Raw genomic sequence first — 16,457 nt, forward strand, 5'->3', positions numbered from 1 at the left:
GAATCCCACAGAATGAAACTTGCAGTTATCGGCGGCGACGGCATCGGCCCGGAGGTCACCGAGGAAGCCCTCAAGGTCCTGCGCGCGGTGCGCGACGACATCGAGACGACCGACTACGACCTGGGGGCGCGTCGTTACCTGCGCAACGGCGAGCTGCTCACCGACGCCGACCTCGACTCCCTCCGCGAGCACGACGCCATCCTCCTCGGCGCCATCGGCGCCCCCGACACCGTCGCCCCGGGCGTCCTCGAGCGCGGCCTGCTGCTGAAGATGCGTTTCGCCCTCGACCACCACGTCAACCTGCGCCCCTCCAAGCTCTACGAGGGTGTCGAGTCCCCGCTGAAGAACCCGGGCGAGATCGACTTCGTCGTCGTCCGCGAGGGCACCGAGGGCGCCTACACCGGCAACGGTGGCGCCATCCGTGTCGGCACCCCGCACGAGGTGGCCAACGAGACCTCCGTGAACACCCGCTACGGCGCCGAGCGCGTCGTCCGCTACGCCTTCGAGCTGGCCATGACCCGCCGCCAGCACCTCACCCTGGTGCACAAGACCAACGTGCTCGTCCACGGCGGCGGGCTGTGGCAGCGCACCGTCGACGAGGTCGCCACCGAGTACCCCGACGTCACCGTCGAGTACGCGCACATCGACGCCGCGACGATCTACCTGGTCACCAACCCCTCGCGCTTCGACGTCATCGTCACCGACAACCTCTTCGGCGACATCCTCACCGACGAGGCGGGTGCCGTCTCCGGCGGCATCGGCCTGGCCGCCTCCGGCAACATCGACGCCACCGGCACCAACCCCTCGATGTTCGAGCCGGTCCACGGCTCCGCCCCGGACATCACCGGGCAGGGCATCGCCGACCCGACCGCCGCGATCCTCTCCGCCGCGATGCTGCTGCGCCACCTCGGCGACGAGGACAACGCCGCGCGCATCGAGGCCGCCGTCGCGCAGGACGTCGCCGGCCGCTCCGGCCAGCTCCGCACCACGGAGGTCGGCGACCGCATCGCGGCAGCCCTGCAGTAACGTGTCTGCATAAGTACACCCCTATATAAAGGAGCATCCATGAGGCGACTGACGGCCGCGTTGACCCTGACCACCACGCTGACCCTCATCGCCGGATGCTCCACCCCGGCGGAACCGGGCCGCCCCGCCCTGCCGCTGGAATCCTCCGACGTCATCTCGGATGCGGGTGACAACGGCATCGCCACCTCGGCACGGCTCTTCGAGTCCTCCGAGGTGGTGGTCCTCGCCGCCGACACCCCGGAGGACCTCGCCCGTGGCGTGCACCTGGCGATCTCCGCGGGGGCCCCGCTGCTCGCCGCCGGTGACCAGGCGGCCGTCGACGCCGAGATCGCGCGGCTCGGCGCGCAGCGCGTTATCACCGTCGGCGAGGTCGGCCCGCTGGCCGGGAGCCCCGAGATCACGCCGGCGGGACCGGCGGCGACGCCGGCGTCGATAAGCGCGGGCGTGGCGGCCTCCCTCGACCAGGACACGGCCGAGGGCATGGAGGGGCTCGCGCACACGGCCCCCGCGCGCACGATGCCGCCCATGCTGGCGACGGACGAGACCTCGCTGGCCGCGATCGCCACGGCGCGGGCCGCCGGCGCCGAGGTCCACGTCCTGTCGCACCCGGACCCGCGCATCACCGCCGAGACGATGGCCCTGGTCAGCGACCAGGACGTCCTCGCGCTGGGCGAGCAGTTCGGTTCCCGCGAGCGCCTGCACACCGCCATCGACATGGCCTCCCACGGCGAACTGCCGGGCGGCGGTGGGCTGGTGTTCCCGGGGCGCCGCATGATCGCCTTCTACGGCCATCCCTCCGGCGACGCCCTCGGCGTCATGGGGGAGCAGCCCCCGGCGGAGGCGGTCGAGCGCGTCAAGGCGCACATCGAGAACTACCAGGTGCTCGAGGAGCAGCCGGTGGTGCCGGCCTTCGAGATCATCGTCACCGTCGCCTCGGAATTCCCCGGCGACGACGGCAAGTTCACCAACGTCGGCAACCCGGAGGACTTCCGCGGCTACATCGACGCCATCACCGAGGCCGGCGGCTACGCCTTCCTCGATCTCCAGCCGGGCCAGGCCACCTTCCTCGAGCAGGCGAAGGTGTACGAGGACCTGCTCAAGCTGCCCAACGTCGGCCTGGCACTCGACCCCGAATGGAATCTCCAGCCCGGTGAGCAGCCGCTGCAGCGCGTCGGCCACGCCGAGGCCGCCGAGATCAACGAGGTCGCCGACTGGCTCGCGCAGCTCGTCCGCGACAATGACCTCCCGCAGAAGGGGCTCATCGTCCACCAGTTCCAGGTGCAGATGCTCCGGGACCGCGACCAGATCATCACCGACCGCCCCGAGCTGGCCTTCATCCTCCACGCCGACGGCCACGGCACGCCGGGGCAGAAGATGGACACCTGGCACGCCATGCGCGAGGGCCTGACGGGCGAGTGGTTCATGGCCTGGAAGAACTTCATCGACGAGGACACCCCGACCTTCACCCCGGAGGAGACGTACAACAACGTCGATCCCCGCCCCTGGTTCGTGTCCTACCAGTAGTGGGGTTGTGTCCACATCCGGGCGAAAGGTGCTCCGGAGCGCCACCGCGCCCACTACGCTCTAAGGCATGACCGTCGAACTCGAAGAAGTCCGCGAATTCATCGCGGACCTGGAGCCCTTCACCCGCCTGCCCGCCGTGGAACTGGACGCCCTCCCCGCCCGGATGACGATGGAGTACGTCCGACGGGGCGAGGACATCATCCGGCTCGGCGCCCCCAACGACAACCTCTACATCATCCGCTCCGGCGCGGTGGACGTCATCGACGAGGAGGGCATCCTCCTCGACCGGCGTGACGACGGCCGCAGCTTCGGCTACTCCACCCTCCTGGGCGATGCGCAGTCGCGCTACACCATGACGGCGGTGGAGGACTCCCTCCTGCTGCTCCTGCCGCGGGCGGAGTTCCTCGCCCTCTCCGAGCGCAACCCCGACATCCTGCGCTTCTACTCCTCGCAGTCCCGGCGCATCCGGGCCGCCGCGGAGGAGCTGCGCGGAGACTCCTCCACCGACGTCCTGCGCACCAAGCTGGCGGAGTTCAAGATCCCCAACCCCGTCTCCATCGAACCGACGGCCACCATCCGCCAGGCCGCCGAACTCATGGAGCAGCACAAGGTCTCTTCCCTGCTCATCACCGAGGGCGGGAACCTGGCCGGCATCGTCACCGACCGGGACCTGCGGGGCCGCGTCGTGGCCCAGGGCCTCGACAGCGCGCTGCCGATCACCGAGATCATGACGCCGCGCCCCCGCACCGTCAACTCCGAGACCCTGGCCTTCGAGGCCATGCTCATCATGGCGGAGCTGCGTATCCACCACCTGCCCATCGTCGATGAGGGCAAGCTCACCGGCATCGTCACCACCGCCGACGTCATGCGCCTGCTGCGCCACGACCCCATCTACCTCACCGCCGAGTTCTCCCGCCGCACCTCCTCCGCGGAGCTCAAGGACGCCTACTCCCAGGCCTCCGAGGTCGCCGCCCGCTTCATCGAACGCGGCGCCTCCGCCGAGGAGACCTCCGGCATCATGACCATCGCCGCCGATTCCCTCGCCCGCCGCCTGCTCAAGCTCGGCGAGGAGAAGTTCGGCGCGCCGCCGGTGCCCTACACCTTCGTGGTCCTCGGCTCCCAGGGGCGCCGCGAGATGGGGCTGGCCTCCGACCAGGACAACGCGCTGGTGCTGTCCAACGACTACGACGAGGCCGCGCACGGCGAGTACTTCGCCCAGCTCAGCGACTACGTCTGCCAGGGGCTCGACACCGCCGGGCAGATCCTGTGCCCCGGCGACATGATGGCCTCCAACCCGCAGTGGCGCATGACCGTGGACAAGTGGGTGGACACCTTCCACCTCTGGGTCACCGCCCCTGAGCCGGACGCCCTGCTCCACGCCCAGACCTTCTTCGACTTCCGCGGGATTCACGGGGACACCGAACTGGCCGACATCGTGCACAACAACGCCGTCGGCATGGCCCGCGGCGCCCGCCGCATGCACGCGCACCTGGCCGCCCTGGCCGCGCGCCGCGAGCCCCCGCTCGGCTTCTTCCGCGGCCTCGTCGTCGACCGCTCCGGCGAGTACGCCAACACCCTCAACGTGAAGAAGGGCGGCACCGCCGGCATCGTCCAGATGGCCCGCCTCTACGCCCTGTCCACGGGCGTCACCGCCCTGGGCACACGCAGCCGCCTCATCGAGGCCGCGGCCGCCGGGGGAGTCTCCGAGCGCGGCGCCAACGATCTTCTCGACGCCTTCGACTACCTCAACTCCATCACCCTGCGCCACCAGGCCGCGCAGCTGCGGGAGAAGTCCGTCCCCGACTACAACATCGACCCCAACAAGCTGGGCAAGATGGACCGGGAGCACCTGCGCGACAGCTTCCAGATCATCAAGAACATGCAGAACGCCCTGGCCACCAAGTACCTGGTGAGGAACATCTGATGTGGCCCTTCCGCACTGACCACTCCAGGAAGGCCACCGGCGCCCTCCGCGCCTTCTACGACGCCCCCGCGCCCGACGACCGCACCTCCCTCGACGAGCTGCCGCTGCTGGCTGTCGACGTGGAGACCACCGGCATGGACCCGGCGAAGCACGACCTCGTCTCCATCGGCTGGGTACCGGTCACCGGGGGACAGGTGGACCTGGCCGGAGCGGGGTACGTCATCCTCCGCGGCTCCGAAGGCTTCACGGTGGGGCCGTCGGCCACCATCCACCACCTCACCGACGACGAGATCGCCAGCGGCGTGGATCCCCGGGAGGCCGTGGAGCAGTTCCTCACCGCCCTGCAGGGGCGCGCCCTCCTGGCGCATTTCGCGGCGATGGAGCAGGGCTTCCTCTCCACGGCCTGCGAGAAGTACTTCGGCGCCCCGCTCAAGGTGAAGACCGTGGACACCTTCGCCCTCGAGCGCCGCTACATGGAGCGGATGGGAACCTACCCACGCGGCGAGGATCTGCGCCTGGCCCGGGTCCGTCACCGCTACGGGCTGCCCGCCTACCGCAACCACAACGCCCTCACTGACGCCCTCGCCTGCGCCGAGCAGTATCTGGCGCACCGGGCGACGCTCAACCTGCACTGTTTGAAGGACGTCATGGTCTGATACTCCCGGGCGGTATGTAGAGTGTGGGCCATGCGCTTTGGAAGAATTGCCCACCCTGAGGGCTTCAGTTTCGTCGTCATCGACGGTGAGGATGACCTCGTCGCCAAGGAAATCAAGGACACCCCCTACACCGAGCCGGAGTACACCGGCCGGGAGTGGCCGCTGGCGGACGTGCGTCTGCTCGCCCCGACCCTGCCGAGCAAGGTCGTGGCCATCGGCCGCAACTACGCCGACCACGTCGCCGAGGTGTTCAAGGAGTCCGCGGAGCACCTGCCCCCGACCCTGTTCCTCAAGCCCCCGACCGCCGTCATCGGCCCGGATGCCGCCATCAAGATCCCTGACTTCGCCACCAAGGTCGAGTTCGAGGGCGAGCTGGCGGTCGTCGTCGGCCGCGTGGCCAAGAACGTCAAGGCCGCCGACTGGAAGTCCGTGGTCCGCGGCTTCACCATCGTCAACGACGTCTCCTCCCGCGACCTGCAGTTCGCCGACGGGCAGTGGGCCCGTGCCAAGGGTATCGACACCTTCTGCCCGCTCGGCCCGTGGATCGAGACGGACATCGACTCCTTCGACCTGGACAACCTGTCCATCAAGGCCCACCTCACCCACGACGGGGAGCGCGCCACCAAGCAGGACTCCAACTCCAACCAGATGATCATGAAGATGGGCGAGATCATCGAGTTCATCACCGCCTCCATCACCCTGCTGCCGGGCGATGTCATCTGCACCGGTTCCCCGGCGGGCACCGAGGCCATGCAGCCCGGTGACACCATCGAGGTCGAGATCGAGGGCCTGGGCATCCTGCGCAACCCCATCGAGCGGGCGTAGGGGGCCACCTCATGCACCGGCACCCGGACGTCGACGACTTCTACGCGGCGGGGCGCCGGTGGTCGGGCAATCCCAACGAGGCCCTGATCCGGGAGGTGGGGGAGATGCCCCCGGGTCGGGTCCTCGACATCGGCTGCGGCGAGGGGGCCGACGCCGTCTGGCTGGCCGAACAGGGCTGGCAGGTCACTGCTCTCGACGCCTCCGGCATCGCGGTGCAGCGGGCGGGGGAGCTGGCGGAGGAGCGGGGCGTCGATAAGCGAATCACCTTCAAGGTCTCCACCCTCGACGCCTGGCTGGCCGCCTACCTGGGGGAAAGTTTCGACCTCATCTGCGGATTCTTCTTCCCGGCGCCGGTGCTCACGGAGCAGGCGCGGGAACTGGCGCGCCTGCTGCGCCCCGGCGGCGTGCTGCTGTGGGTGGACCACGAGTGGGAGGGGCAGCGCCCGGAACGGGTGGGCCCGGCGCAGATGGAGGCGCTGATCACCGACCTCGTCTCCACGACGAGTGTGTCCGCCAGTCCCCGGAATGTCACGAGTGGGGCGGGCGCGCACCACCACCACGAGGACCTCGTCCTCCGCGCGGTGCGCTGAGTTACAGACCGAGCGAGGCTACAGGCCGAGCGAGCGCAGGATGGTGCGCAGCTTGGCGGTGGTCTCGGCGAGCTCTTCTTCGGGATCCGAGTCCGCGACGATGCCCCCGCCCGCCCAGGCGCGGGCCATGGTGCCGTCGCCGGCGACCTCGGCGCAGCGGATGGCCACCATGTACTCGCCGTCGCCCGCGGAATCGCACCAGCCGACGGCCCCGGCGTAGAAGCCGCGGTCCGATTCGGCGGTGTGGATGAGTGTCTCCGCCGCGTGCGTCGGCGTGCCGCAGATGGCCGGCGTCGGGTGGGTGTGCACGGCCAGCTCCAGGGCGGTGATCGCCGGCTCCCGCAGCGTCCCGACGATGGGGGTGGCCAGGTGCCACATCTCGTTGGTGTGGGTGACCTCCGGGGAATCGGGGATGTGCAGCTCCGTGCAGAAGGGGGCGAGCTTCTCCCGCAGGTGCTCGACGACGTAGGCGTGTTCCTCGAGGTCCTTGGCGGATTCCGCCAGGCGCGCGGCGACCTGTGCGTCCACGTCCGGGTCCGCGTGGCGGGGTGCGGAACCGGCCAGGGGATAGGCGGTGACGGTCGAGCCCTGACGCTTGACCAGCACCTCGGGGGAGGAGCCGACGATCATGTCGCCCTCGCGCCCCGCGGGGCTGAGGTCGGCGATGAAGCCGTCGCGGTTGTAGGAGTTGTCGATGAGCCGCGCGGCGACGAGGAGGGGATCCACCGGAGGGTCGAAGGCGATGTCGACGGCGCGGGCGAGGACGACCTTCTGCAGCTTGGAGGCGCGGATCGTGGCCACGGCCGCCTCGACGCGGCGCAGGTGCTCCTCGGGCTCCGGGTCGACTCCGGCGATGAGCGCGTGGAGGACCGCGCCCTCTCCCTGCCGGTAGTAGGCGTGGGGCTCGAGGGGGCCGTCCTCGCGGATGATCCGCTCGGGGACGGTGAGCGCGGCCGGGGCCTGCACGTCGAAGGGCAGGGCGCCGACGACCATCTCGACACGCCCGCTGCGCAGGGCGTCGACGGCCTCCCAGACATCGGTGAACGTCTCGCGCGACCCCTGGGTGCGTACCGAGCCGTGCGCCCGGGACAGCAGGAAGTCCGGGGCGGTCACAGGTCGGTGGGCACACATGGAGGGACAGTCTAATACTTGTGCATTGTCTGCACATGCTGCGGGGCGGGTCTCGCTGCTTTCCCGGTGCGAATGGGGTGATTGTTGATAATGTGACTCGATGTGAGTCTCCAGAAACTGGCCCAGCGGGCCGCCGTCCTCGCCGTCGCCGCCTGCGCGCCCCTCGCCGTCCTGGCGGCCCCGGCCCACGCTCAGCCCGCCCCCGGCTTCAGCCACGTCGCCGTCGGCGAGCGCTCCGCGTTGCTGTCCCTGCCCGCCGGCTACGACCCCGCCCTGAGTTATCCGGTCCTGCTCGTCTTCGGCGGCCTCGGGGCCTCCGCGGAGGACATGGCCGCCACCGCCGGACTGCACCACGGGACCAACGCCATCGTGGCCTACGCCCGCGGCCTCAACAACACCTGGGCCGGCGCGCCCTACTCGGCGGCGAGCATGGGCGATGACATCGCCTACGCCCGCGGCATCGTCGACTCCATCGCGGCGCACCACCTCGTCGACCGCTCGCGCGTCTACGCCGTCGGCCACTCCAACGGCGGCGCCTTCGCCGAGGCCCTGGCCTGCCGCGCCCCCGACCTGGTCGCCGGGGTGGCCAGTGTGTCCGGGATGTTCTACGAGGGTGTCGACGCCAACTGCGTCGGATCCCCCGTCCCGGTCCTGCTCATGCACGCGGCCAACGACGACGTCGCGGTCCCCGTCGGCGGCGTCCGCCACGGCACCCGCTTCGAGCCGACCCAGGAGATCCTGGGCCGCTGGAACCACCGCAACGGCTGCCAGCCCGTGCCGGCACCCCGCTGGACCTCCGCCCCCTTCGCCGTGGCCACCACCGGGGTCGGCTGCCGCGCCGAGACCGATTTCATCATCTCCGCCAGCGCCGGACACCAGTGGCCCTCCTACGCCTCCGGCGAGGCGTGGAACTTCCTCTCGCGCCAGGCGCGCTGAGCCCGGGAGGGCAGGGAGAGCGCGGGAAGCCCTGACCAGTAACATGACGGGCATGACTGACGTTCGTGTTCGTTTCTGTCCCTCGCCCACCGGCACCCCCCACGTGGGTCTCGTGCGCACCGCCCTGTTCAACTGGGCGTACGCCCGCCACAACCAGGGCACCCTGGTGTTCCGCATCGAGGACACCGACGCCGCCCGTGACTCCGAGGAGTCCTACCAGGCGCTTATCGACGCCCTCACCTGGCTCGGCCTCGACTGGGACGAGGGCGTGGAGAAGGGCGGCCCCCACGAGCCCTACCGCCAGTCCCAGCGCATGGACATCTACGCCGACGTCCTGCAGAAGCTCATCGACGCCGGCGAGGTCTACCCCGCCTACTCCACCGCCGAGGAGGTCGAGGAGCGCCACAAGGCTGCCGGCCGCGACCCCAAGCTCGGCTACGACAACTACGACCGCACCCTCACCGAGGAGGAGGTCGCGGCCTTCGAGGCCGAGGGACGCCAGCCCGTGTGGCGCCTGCGCATGCCCGACCAGGACTGGAAGTGGAACGACCTGGTCCGCGGCGAGGTGGAGTTCAAGTCCGCCACCCAGCCCGACTACGTCGTGGCGCGCTCCAACGGCGCCCCGCTCTACACCCTGGTCAACCCGGTCGATGACGCCCTCATGCAGGTGACCCACGTCCTGCGCGGCGAGGATCTGCTCGCCTCCACCCCGCGTCAGCTGGCCCTCTACGAGGCGCTCAAGCGCATCGGCATCACCGACTTCACCCCGGAGTTCGGCCACCTGCCCTTCGTCATGGGGGAGGGCAACAAGAAGCTGTCCAAGCGCGATCCGCAGTCCAACCTCTTCCACCACCGCGAGAACGGCATCATCCCCGAGGGCATGCTCAACTACCTCGCGCTGCTCGGCTGGTCCCTCTCGGGTGACCGTGACATCTTCTCCGTCGAGGAGCTGGTGGCCAACTTCGACATCGCCGACGTGCTGGGCAACCCGGCCCGCTTCGACCAGAAGAAGCTCGAGGCCATCAACGCCGACCAGATCCGCCTCCTGCCCGCCGAGGAGTTCGAGGAGCGCCTGCGCGCCCACCTGAGCGAGTTCAGCGACTTCCCGGCGGACTACCCGGCCGAGAAGTTCCGGGTGGTCGCGGAGCTCACCCAGACCCGCATCAAGACGCTTTCCGAGGCCTACGGGCTGCTCAAGTTCCTGGTCACCCCGGACGCCGAGCTGGAGCTCAACGAGAAGGCGGCCAAGAAGAACCTCAAGGAGGCCGCCCTCGAGCCTCTCGACGCCGCCCTCGCCGCCCTCGAGTCCCTGGGGGAGTGGAGCACCCCGGACATCGAGGCCGCCCTCACCAAGGCGCTCATCGAGGATCTCGAGCTCAAGCCCCGCACCGCCTACGGCGCCCTGCGCGTGGCCATCTCCGGCGAGGCCGTGTCCCCGCCGCTGTTCGAGTCCATGGAGCTGCTCGGGCGTGAGTCGACGCTGGCGCGTCTGCGGGCCGCGCGTGCGGTGACGCCTTTCGAGACGCCCGCGCAGTAGGTCACTGGTGCTGCTCATCGCGCCGCGGAAATGCGCGATGAGCAGCGGATTTGGCAGTGTTGCACCGTTGTGGTTATAGTTATCCACGTTGCACAGAGCGGGAACGCCGAGTGAGACAGACAAAGTAAATAGTGGCCTATGGTGTAATTGGCAACACTACGGTTTCTGGTACCGTCATTCTAGGTTCGAGTCCTGGTAGGCCAGCTGCAGAGCAATCTGCCGGCGAAGTTATTCGCTTCGCCCCGTTCGTCTAGTGGCCTAGGACGCCGGCCTCTCACGCCGGTAACACGGGTTCGAATCCCGTACGGGGTACATGTGATGCGCAGACTCCCGGATCCTCCTCGGATCCGGGAGTTTTCGCGATTCACCCCCACGCTTACTTTTGGTGCGTGACCGACACCTCGGGGAATGCGGCGACGGGGGTAACGGCAGGTAACGAGATTATGAAATCCACTTTAAACCCGCTGCGCCCCGTCCTAGGCTGCACTTAAGCGGAACGGTTCACCCCTCGAACCCCAGGTACCAGGTTCGGGAACACGAACCCTCCGGATGTTGATCGAACGGAAGGAGAGTATATGGCAGAGGCTTCGAACCATAACTCCGGACGCGACGCAGGCGTCCTCCCCTAAGCGGCAGAGCCATAATCCACAACATCCCAAGCGCAAGACATGCGCGGAGTACAGGAGCTACAGGGAGCGATATGAAGCGTCAGCTGTCACCGAACCCCACGGGAATGACACGCTAGCCCCCGACACTTCAGGTTCCACAGAACTGCAGCGGACGTGACCACGCAAGGGATCATTACCCCGGGTCAACGAGACATCCGCACCGACGTCGGAAGTGGTAGATCTCCTACCGTCCAAGGTTCGGAAAGCAAGTGAGAAACCCACCACGCACCCGTGGTGGGTTTCCCTATGTCTACCAGGCGATTTGTTCCACGCGGGCTCCTCCGTTTAAAGTTATGGAGTCCACACGGACGCCGCCGAAAAGCGAACATGCCCCGTTCGTCTAGTGGCCTAGGACGCCGGCCTCTCACGCCGGTAACACGGGTTCGAATCCCGTACGGGGTACCATCGTGTGCTTACACATACGAGTACGAAAGTTATTAGAGAAAGCCAGGTCTTCGGACCTGGCTTTTTCTGTTTCTTGAGTTAGATCCACACCTTGGACCAGGTTCTCGTCCGGTTCTTGTTCTAGTACTGGCTCGGGTTGGTGCTCTAAGCCAATCGCCTGGTTCTCGGCGACGTTGGTGGTGCGGAAGACTAGCGTCCAAGGGGCGAGGTGGGCGTGGACGTGGTGGTCTTTGTCCTCGAGGGAGCAGACCAGCACCTTCTCGAAGAAGACCTGATTCAGAAGACGCTTCTGGGCCGGGGAGGCTTTGGTGTAGGCGGAGTGGCAGTTCGAGGCGAGACGAAGGGCAGTGTCGAGGAGAGAGTCTTGCTCCACGTCGTCACCCTCGAAGGATTTGAGGCGTCGCTCGACCTGGGCCAGGCTCTGCTCCAGTTGCTTCTGCTCTCTGGCCATCAGCTCCATGGGTAGGGCTTGGTCGTAGAAGGCTTCGAGGAGCTTCTCCTGTTTGCGGCGGATAGCTTGTTCCTGTGCCTTGAGCTGGTCGCGTTCTTCGTGACGGGAGGCGTTGTGGAGCTGGAGCTGTTCCTTGAGGCGAGGACGCATCAGGTCGAGGATCTCTCGTGGCACCTGGATGCGACGGTAGAGTTCTTCCATCTGTCCTTCGAGCCATTCCACCGGTACGGCTGGTAGGTGGCAGTTGGTGCGCTTGGAGAGCCTGCCGTTGCAAACGAAGTACTCATACTGCAGACCTTGATGGTTAGTGGGTTTCTGGAGGATCATGCGGGACCCACAGTCGCCACACCAGGCGGTGGATTTGAGGAAGTGGTCGTGCTTGCGCCGGCGCTCGCCTTGGCGGCGGCTGCTGAGTGTCTGTTGGACGCGGTCGAAGAGGCCTTGGGATATCAGGGGCTCATGATTTCCGGGGTACTCCACACCGCAGTAGGTCAGGATCCCGAGATAGTACTTGTTCGACAGCATGGCGTGGATGTAGCGCTTGCTGACGGGCTTTGAGGGGTAGAGGCGGGTCGGGACGGTGGTAAGCCCTCTGGCAGCCAGCTCGTCGGTGAGATCGGCGACGGAGATGTTGCCCTCGGCGTAGCGCTCGAAGGCCCATTGGACAAGCGGGGATCGCTCGGGGTCGACCTCGACCGTGCGGGTCTCTACGCCCGTCTCGTAGATCCGGGTGTTGAGGTAGCCCAAGGGAGCTTTGCCGGCGGTGCCGCCGGAGCGGACTTTTTGGTTCATACCCTTGGTGACTTCGTTGGACAGGTTCTTGGAGTAGAACTCGGCGATGGAGCTCATGATGCCGTGCATCAGGAGGCCGCCAGGAGTCTGGTCGATGTTCTCACTGGTGGAAACCAGGCGGACACCGAACTCGTCGAACTTGGCGTTGATGGCGACGTCGTCGGCGCGGTTGCGGGCCAGGCGGTCAATCTTGTGGACGATGATGTAGTCGACATTGCCCTGCTCCTCTTCGAGGTAGCGCAGCATCGCCTTGAGTGCCGGGCGGTTGGTTGAGGTGCCGGAGACGCCGCGTTCGACGAACTCTTTGGCTACGACTGCGCCCAGACTCTGGGCCTTTTTCTTGTTGGCGTCGCGCTGAGCTGGGATGGAGAAACCCTCGGATTGGCCGCCTTTGTTCGCCTGCTCGCTGGTGGAGACGCGAAGGTAGGTCACGGCCCGCTTCGGGGTCAGGCTTTCGGTGAAGGCTGACATCGGGTTGAGGTCGTTCATGATTCTTCCTTTCGTTCTGTCTTGGTTGGGCGTTTAAGTTGTCTACACCCATTGACGCTTAATGGCCCCGACAAGTCCAGGGAGGTGTTTACCTCCCTGGACTGCCAGAATGTGATTGATACGTCTTCTCTAGGGGTGGAAGATATGGACCTGATCTCTGCCAGCCGAGATCTCAAAGCCCATACTGTTTTGAGCCCAGTCCAGAAACGCGTCGGTGTCGAGGTGCAGGATGCCCTCGGGGATCGCGGCGGCGTGCTGGACCTGCTCCAGGGCTTCAGACCAGCCCAGAATCTGGAAGGACTCTGCCGCCCAGTCTTCTGGGGTGTCGTAGCTGCCGACGTAGACTGAGTCGAAGTCCTGCTCCAAGTCATCAGGAAGTTCCTCGAAGTAGTAGCGGGCAAGAAACGTCAGGAAGGCATTCGGCTCGCGTGCGAAGATTTGCCCTGCCGCCTCCAGATGCTCAGGGGAAATGACTTCCTGCCATTCCTCCCATTCCCTGAGGAGGGTTTTCTCCTTTTCGTGCTGTTGGCTGGTTACCGTCACCTCAATCTCCGAGGTTGACCCAGCTACGGTTTCGCAGGAGTCCTGGATAACGACGATTTCGGTTGGCCGCGTGACGTCCCAGTCGGGGAGTATCTCGTCCATCGTGCGGTCTGACGAGATGGTGGCTTTTTGCTCCGGTCGAGGGGTCGGAGCCTGGTTGCGGTTATGGCTGGAAGACATGGATCTGCCCGCCTTTCTCGTGGACTTCAAAGAGCTCGAATCGATTGCCGGCGGAGATGAAGTGGTCAAGGTCCCACTCGAGAGCTCCGTCAGGGATGCCCTGTTCGGCAATCACTTCTTCGACGGCGTCTAACCAGCCGAACTCGCGGTACGAATCCAACATCCAGTCGCGGAGGCTGTCGTAGGAGCCGACGTAGGTTTCGTAGAAATCTTCTTCGATGTCTCCCACGCCATGCTGGAAGTAGTACTTCTCCAGGTAGACGAGGAATCCTGCGCCATGCTTCCTCCTCAGGTGCTTAGCGGCCTTAAGGTGTTCGCCCGGCAACCCCTCCGACCAGCCTTTTGGGGTGAGCGGGCCAGATGAAGTTTCGCGGTTATCTGGGGAGGTGGGCATGTGGTCGCGCTCCATGTCATCAGGGTCGCGAGGTAGTGGTCGTTCACTCATGGCTATCTCTCCTCCTCGGGCGGACGGCTGAAGACTGTTACCTGGCCGTCCTTAAAGATGAACTCCATGTCGTTTTTCAGTCGGTCGACCAGGGCCATTTCAGCCAGCGACATATGTTTCTCAAGATGGCTGAGGGCGTTGAGCAGCGTCTCGATCGCCTCCATTGGTTCCATGTGATAGGCCCAGTTGTCGGTGAACTCGTCGACCGAGTTGTAGGTACCCCAGTAGTCTCCGCCAAAGCGCTCAACCGTTTCCTCGTCGTCGGCCTCGATCTGGCGGCGCTCCCGATAGAGCCGGTAAGCCGCCAGCTCATCGAAGTCCAGTTCCTCAAGGTGCTTGTTGCGCAGTTTGTCGTAGGTGACCCTCGCGAGCGGATCTTGGTTGGCCCGCTCGGACAGCTCCGTCAGGGTGTAGCGCTCGAGGTCGCCTTGGTCAGGGTTGTAGTCGTTGTGGTTCGGGCGGGGGCCGAACCGTTCAGGATTCTTGTTCATTGGAAATCCTCCTTTCGTTATTGCATTTACCTATATTTATTGAGTTATATCCACTCATCTGTTCGAAATGAGGGAAGTTTTTGGGTGGTGCCGAGCCACCCGCCTGCCTGGCGGGCAGCAGGGCTACTCGGCACCGGTTCCAGGTACTTAGTCCTACTTCCGGGTGAGAGATTCGCGTCGGAAGACGAACCAGTTATTTAGGCCTTCCACGAAGTAGAAGTCCTTTGGCAACTTCTCCCAGAGCGCAACCACATCGACGGCGGGAGGTAGATCATGAGGGTCTTCCGGATCCAGCCAAATCGGCGCGATCTCGCCTCGGTCGCCCAGCAGCTTCAGCAAGTCTTCGATGGCGCGATCCTTTGTCGCCGCCTTCACCAGGTAGGTCTCCAGAAAATCCTTCTCGAGGTTGACTGGATCCCACAGCAGTTGCTGGCGGCAGCTTAGGTACGCGACAAAGGCCTCGCTGTAGGTCTGCCGGTAAAGCCGTTCGGCGATCTCATACCAGGCTGGGTCCTGGAAGATCCGCTGTAATAGCAGCCCTACCCGCCGTGTCGAGACGGTTGCCTCGAAGTCGGCGTTTAGTGGATGGTTATTGTTTGTCATGATGTCCTCCTTTCGTTTAGTTGATGGGTCATGACTCCGGCGGGAATTCCTCTTGGTCCCACTGGAGGTGGGGCAAGGCGGGATTCCAGTACCGGGCTTGTGCGAGGTATCCCAGGTGCGCCATCTCTCGAGGGGGAGAGGGGATGCAGCGACTGGGGCCTCAGGTCTAGTTGGAGACGTCAGCCGGCGGGTGGCTGGTCGTCTTCGGGTGCGCCGAAGAACCGTTCGGGGCCATCGCGCACCAGACTGGGTAGCTCATCGAGCTGGAGCGTGAGCCAGAAGTCGCTCGGCAGGTCGGGCTCTCGGGAGAGGTAGCGGCGGATCTGGGCTTGGCGTTTGGCTGATGGGACGAGCCAGACAAGGGCTGGGAAGGAACCGCTGGCCTTCTGTTCTTCCCCGCTGGCCTGGTAGGCCCCGTAGTTTTTGGTCGTGTTCAGTACTCGGGCTGGATTCTCAGTGGCTCGGTCCACTTCGATGAAATAGCGGTCGGTGAACTCTGGACTATGGATGGTGACTTCGATGTCTGGGCGAAGGGTTTCCATGATCCCCTGACGGCCTATGTAGTTTCTCCAGGATCGGGGTTCGCGGAGGACGAGTGCTTGGAACTCTGAGCCTTCAGCGGATTGGGCCTTGAGCTCACGGACAGTTTCTTCGATCCTAAGACAGGTCTCGGTGACCGCGAGGGTGTGGCCGAGGAAGGTGGTGGATACCTCGCGCGGTCTTAACCGCCTATGGCCTCGCTTGAGGTGACGTAGCCCGCTCGTGGTTAGCGCCCAGATCGTCAGCTCCGAGCCTCCCTGCCAGCCACCGACTCGGCGCTCCAGTTCGGTCACTAGCCCGGCCTCAAGGAGTTGGCTGAGGTGCCGCTGGGTCTGTCGGAGGGCGGATTTCTCCGACCCGTAGCCGACTCGGCTGAAGCGAGAGAGCTGGTCGGTGGTGGCAAACCGGTGAGTGTGGAGCAGGTCAAGGAGCTCAATCTGCCGGGGGCTTCTGGCTGGCGTGGGGTCGAAGATGTTCATGGGGATCCTCCTTCTGAGGTGTGGTTAAGGGGTGGTGGTTCGGACCGATGGGAGCGAGGTAGCGGCGAGAGGAGGGCTCCCGCCGGGTGACCCTCAAGACTGGGGTCAGTCGCCGGCTGGCGGGCGGGGTTTGGGCGAACGTCCGGCAAGGATGCTGGGTAGTTGGTCGAGGTGAAGCGTCTACCGAAGCGTCTAGGGTTCTGGCCGGTATTCAAGGGGTGG

16 protein-coding genes, 3 tRNA genes and 1 pseudogene are annotated in these 16,457 nt (G+C 65.8%); 13 read left to right on the plus strand and 7 right to left on the minus strand.

Going from position 1 to position 16,457, the window contains the following annotated elements:
* Window positions 1-12: 12 nt before the first annotated feature.
* The 6 genes from ACFPUZ_RS06950 to ACFPUZ_RS06975 all read left to right on the plus strand — a co-directional run bounded on the left by ACFPUZ_RS06950 (window position 13) and on the right by ACFPUZ_RS06975 (window position 6,545).
* Window positions 13-1,026, plus strand: a complete 1,014-nt coding sequence (locus tag ACFPUZ_RS06950) for a 3-isopropylmalate dehydrogenase (RefSeq protein ID WP_377001059.1) — start codon at window positions 13-15, stop codon at window positions 1,024-1,026.
* 39 nt (window positions 1,027-1,065) lie between these two features.
* Window positions 1,066-2,550: a cell wall-binding repeat-containing protein gene (locus tag ACFPUZ_RS06955; protein WP_377001060.1), complete on the plus strand. Its 1,485-nt coding sequence runs from the start codon at window positions 1,066-1,068 to the stop codon at window positions 2,548-2,550.
* Window positions 2,551-2,617: 67 nt separating this feature from the next.
* Window positions 2,618-4,474 (plus strand): DUF294 nucleotidyltransferase-like domain-containing protein, encoded by a 1,857-nt coding sequence (locus ACFPUZ_RS06960; protein ID WP_377001061.1) that lies wholly within the window; start codon window positions 2,618-2,620, stop codon window positions 4,472-4,474.
* Window positions 4,474-5,130, plus strand: a complete 657-nt coding sequence (locus ACFPUZ_RS06965) for an exonuclease domain-containing protein (RefSeq protein ID WP_377001062.1) — start codon at window positions 4,474-4,476, stop codon at window positions 5,128-5,130. Before ACFPUZ_RS06960 ends, ACFPUZ_RS06965 begins: the two co-directional genes overlap by 1 nt.
* Before the next feature lie 30 nt (window positions 5,131-5,160).
* Complete coding sequence (locus ACFPUZ_RS06970; RefSeq protein ID WP_377001063.1) at window positions 5,161-5,955, plus strand: fumarylacetoacetate hydrolase family protein; 795 nt, start codon at window positions 5,161-5,163, stop codon at window positions 5,953-5,955.
* 11 nt (window positions 5,956-5,966) lie between these two features.
* A complete protein-coding gene (locus tag ACFPUZ_RS06975; RefSeq protein ID WP_377001064.1) occupies window positions 5,967-6,545 on the plus strand; it encodes a class I SAM-dependent methyltransferase in 579 nt (192 codons plus the stop codon).
* A gap of 18 nt (window positions 6,546-6,563) precedes the next feature.
* On the opposite strand, the gene ACFPUZ_RS06980 is transcribed toward ACFPUZ_RS06975, so the two are convergent.
* A complete protein-coding gene (locus tag ACFPUZ_RS06980; protein WP_377001065.1) occupies window positions 6,564-7,676 on the minus strand; it encodes an isochorismate synthase in 1,113 nt (370 codons plus the stop codon).
* Window positions 7,677-7,778: 102 nt separating this feature from the next.
* Between ACFPUZ_RS06980 and ACFPUZ_RS06985 the strand changes: the two genes are divergently transcribed.
* From ACFPUZ_RS06985 to ACFPUZ_RS07015, 7 genes are all read left to right on the plus strand, one after another.
* Window positions 7,779-8,612, plus strand: a complete 834-nt coding sequence (locus ACFPUZ_RS06985) for a CE1 family esterase (protein ID WP_377001066.1) — start codon at window positions 7,779-7,781, stop codon at window positions 8,610-8,612.
* Window positions 8,613-8,655: 43 nt separating this feature from the next.
* A complete protein-coding gene (gene gltX, locus ACFPUZ_RS06990; protein WP_377001067.1) occupies window positions 8,656-10,149 on the plus strand; it encodes a glutamate--tRNA ligase in 1,494 nt (497 codons plus the stop codon).
* Window positions 10,150-10,281: 132 nt separating this feature from the next.
* Window positions 10,282-10,353, plus strand: a tRNA-Gln gene (locus ACFPUZ_RS06995).
* 35 nt (window positions 10,354-10,388) lie between these two features.
* Window positions 10,389-10,461 (plus strand) — tRNA-Glu (locus tag ACFPUZ_RS07000).
* A gap of 685 nt (window positions 10,462-11,146) precedes the next feature.
* Window positions 11,147-11,222: transfer RNA gene (locus ACFPUZ_RS07005), tRNA-Glu, on the plus strand.
* Between the two features lie 214 nt (window positions 11,223-11,436).
* Window positions 11,437-11,688 (plus strand): hypothetical protein, encoded by a 252-nt coding sequence (locus tag ACFPUZ_RS07010; protein ID WP_377001068.1) that lies wholly within the window; start codon window positions 11,437-11,439, stop codon window positions 11,686-11,688.
* A gap of 3 nt (window positions 11,689-11,691) precedes the next feature.
* Window positions 11,692-11,910 (plus strand): hypothetical protein, encoded by a 219-nt coding sequence (locus ACFPUZ_RS07015; protein ID WP_377001069.1) that lies wholly within the window; start codon window positions 11,692-11,694, stop codon window positions 11,908-11,910.
* A 15-nt stretch (window positions 11,911-11,925) separates the two neighbouring features.
* On the opposite strand, the pseudogene ACFPUZ_RS07020 reads toward ACFPUZ_RS07015, so the two are convergent.
* From ACFPUZ_RS07020 to ACFPUZ_RS07045, 6 genes and pseudogenes are all read right to left on the minus strand, one after another.
* Window positions 11,926-12,954 (minus strand): annotated as a pseudogene (locus ACFPUZ_RS07020) (recombinase family protein); the annotation flags it as partial.
* A 129-nt stretch (window positions 12,955-13,083) separates the two neighbouring features.
* The gene (locus tag ACFPUZ_RS07025; RefSeq protein WP_377001070.1) at window positions 13,084-13,677 is read right to left on the minus strand and encodes a hypothetical protein; all 594 of its coding nucleotides are present in this window, start codon (window positions 13,675-13,677) and stop codon (window positions 13,084-13,086) included.
* A complete protein-coding gene (locus ACFPUZ_RS07030; protein ID WP_377001071.1) occupies window positions 13,661-14,086 on the minus strand; it encodes a hypothetical protein in 426 nt (141 codons plus the stop codon). Before ACFPUZ_RS07030 ends, ACFPUZ_RS07025 begins: the two co-directional genes overlap by 17 nt.
* A gap of 38 nt (window positions 14,087-14,124) precedes the next feature.
* On the minus strand, window positions 14,125-14,613 hold the full coding sequence (locus ACFPUZ_RS07035) for a hypothetical protein (RefSeq protein WP_377001072.1): 489 nt from the start codon (window positions 14,611-14,613) through the stop codon (window positions 14,125-14,127).
* Window positions 14,614-14,766: 153 nt separating this feature from the next.
* The gene (locus tag ACFPUZ_RS07040) at window positions 14,767-15,216 is read right to left on the minus strand and encodes a hypothetical protein (protein ID WP_377001073.1); all 450 of its coding nucleotides are present in this window, start codon (window positions 15,214-15,216) and stop codon (window positions 14,767-14,769) included.
* A 179-nt stretch (window positions 15,217-15,395) separates the two neighbouring features.
* A complete protein-coding gene (locus ACFPUZ_RS07045) occupies window positions 15,396-16,235 on the minus strand; it encodes a replication-relaxation family protein (RefSeq protein WP_377001074.1) in 840 nt (279 codons plus the stop codon).
* Window positions 16,236-16,457 lie beyond the last annotated feature (222 nt).

It is taken from the genome of Corynebacterium nasicanis, from assembly GCF_042658165.1.
GTDB classification, from domain to species: domain Bacteria; phylum Actinomycetota; class Actinomycetes; order Mycobacteriales; family Mycobacteriaceae; genus Corynebacterium; species Corynebacterium nasicanis.

Bases quoted from the DNA above. Each gene is read 5' to 3' on its own strand.
- ACFPUZ_RS06950 (WP_377001059.1), top strand. From the start codon at position 13: ATGAAACTTGCAGTTATCGGCGGCGACGGCATCGGCCCGGAGGTCACC.
- ACFPUZ_RS06955 (WP_377001060.1), top strand. From the start codon at position 1,066: ATGAGGCGACTGACGGCCGCGTTGACCCTGACCACCACGCTGACCCTC.
- ACFPUZ_RS06960 (WP_377001061.1), top strand. From the start codon at position 2,618: ATGACCGTCGAACTCGAAGAAGTCCGCGAATTCATCGCGGACCTGGAG.
- ACFPUZ_RS06965 (WP_377001062.1), top strand. From the start codon at position 4,474: ATGTGGCCCTTCCGCACTGACCACTCCAGGAAGGCCACCGGCGCCCTC.
- ACFPUZ_RS06970 (WP_377001063.1), top strand. From the start codon at position 5,161: ATGCGCTTTGGAAGAATTGCCCACCCTGAGGGCTTCAGTTTCGTCGTC.
- ACFPUZ_RS06975 (WP_377001064.1), top strand. From the start codon at position 5,967: ATGCACCGGCACCCGGACGTCGACGACTTCTACGCGGCGGGGCGCCGG.
- ACFPUZ_RS06980 (WP_377001065.1), bottom strand. From the start codon at position 7,676: ATGTGTGCCCACCGACCTGTGACCGCCCCGGACTTCCTGCTGTCCCGG.
- gltX (WP_377001067.1), top strand. From the start codon at position 8,656: ATGACGGGCATGACTGACGTTCGTGTTCGTTTCTGTCCCTCGCCCACC.
- ACFPUZ_RS07025 (WP_377001070.1), bottom strand. From the start codon at position 13,677: ATGTCTTCCAGCCATAACCGCAACCAGGCTCCGACCCCTCGACCGGAG.
- ACFPUZ_RS07030 (WP_377001071.1), bottom strand. From the start codon at position 14,086: ATGGAGCGCGACCACATGCCCACCTCCCCAGATAACCGCGAAACTTCA.
- ACFPUZ_RS07035 (WP_377001072.1), bottom strand. From the start codon at position 14,613: ATGAACAAGAATCCTGAACGGTTCGGCCCCCGCCCGAACCACAACGAC.
- ACFPUZ_RS07040 (WP_377001073.1), bottom strand. From the start codon at position 15,216: ATGACAAACAATAACCATCCACTAAACGCCGACTTCGAGGCAACCGTC.
- ACFPUZ_RS07045 (WP_377001074.1), bottom strand. From the start codon at position 16,235: ATGAACATCTTCGACCCCACGCCAGCCAGAAGCCCCCGGCAGATTGAG.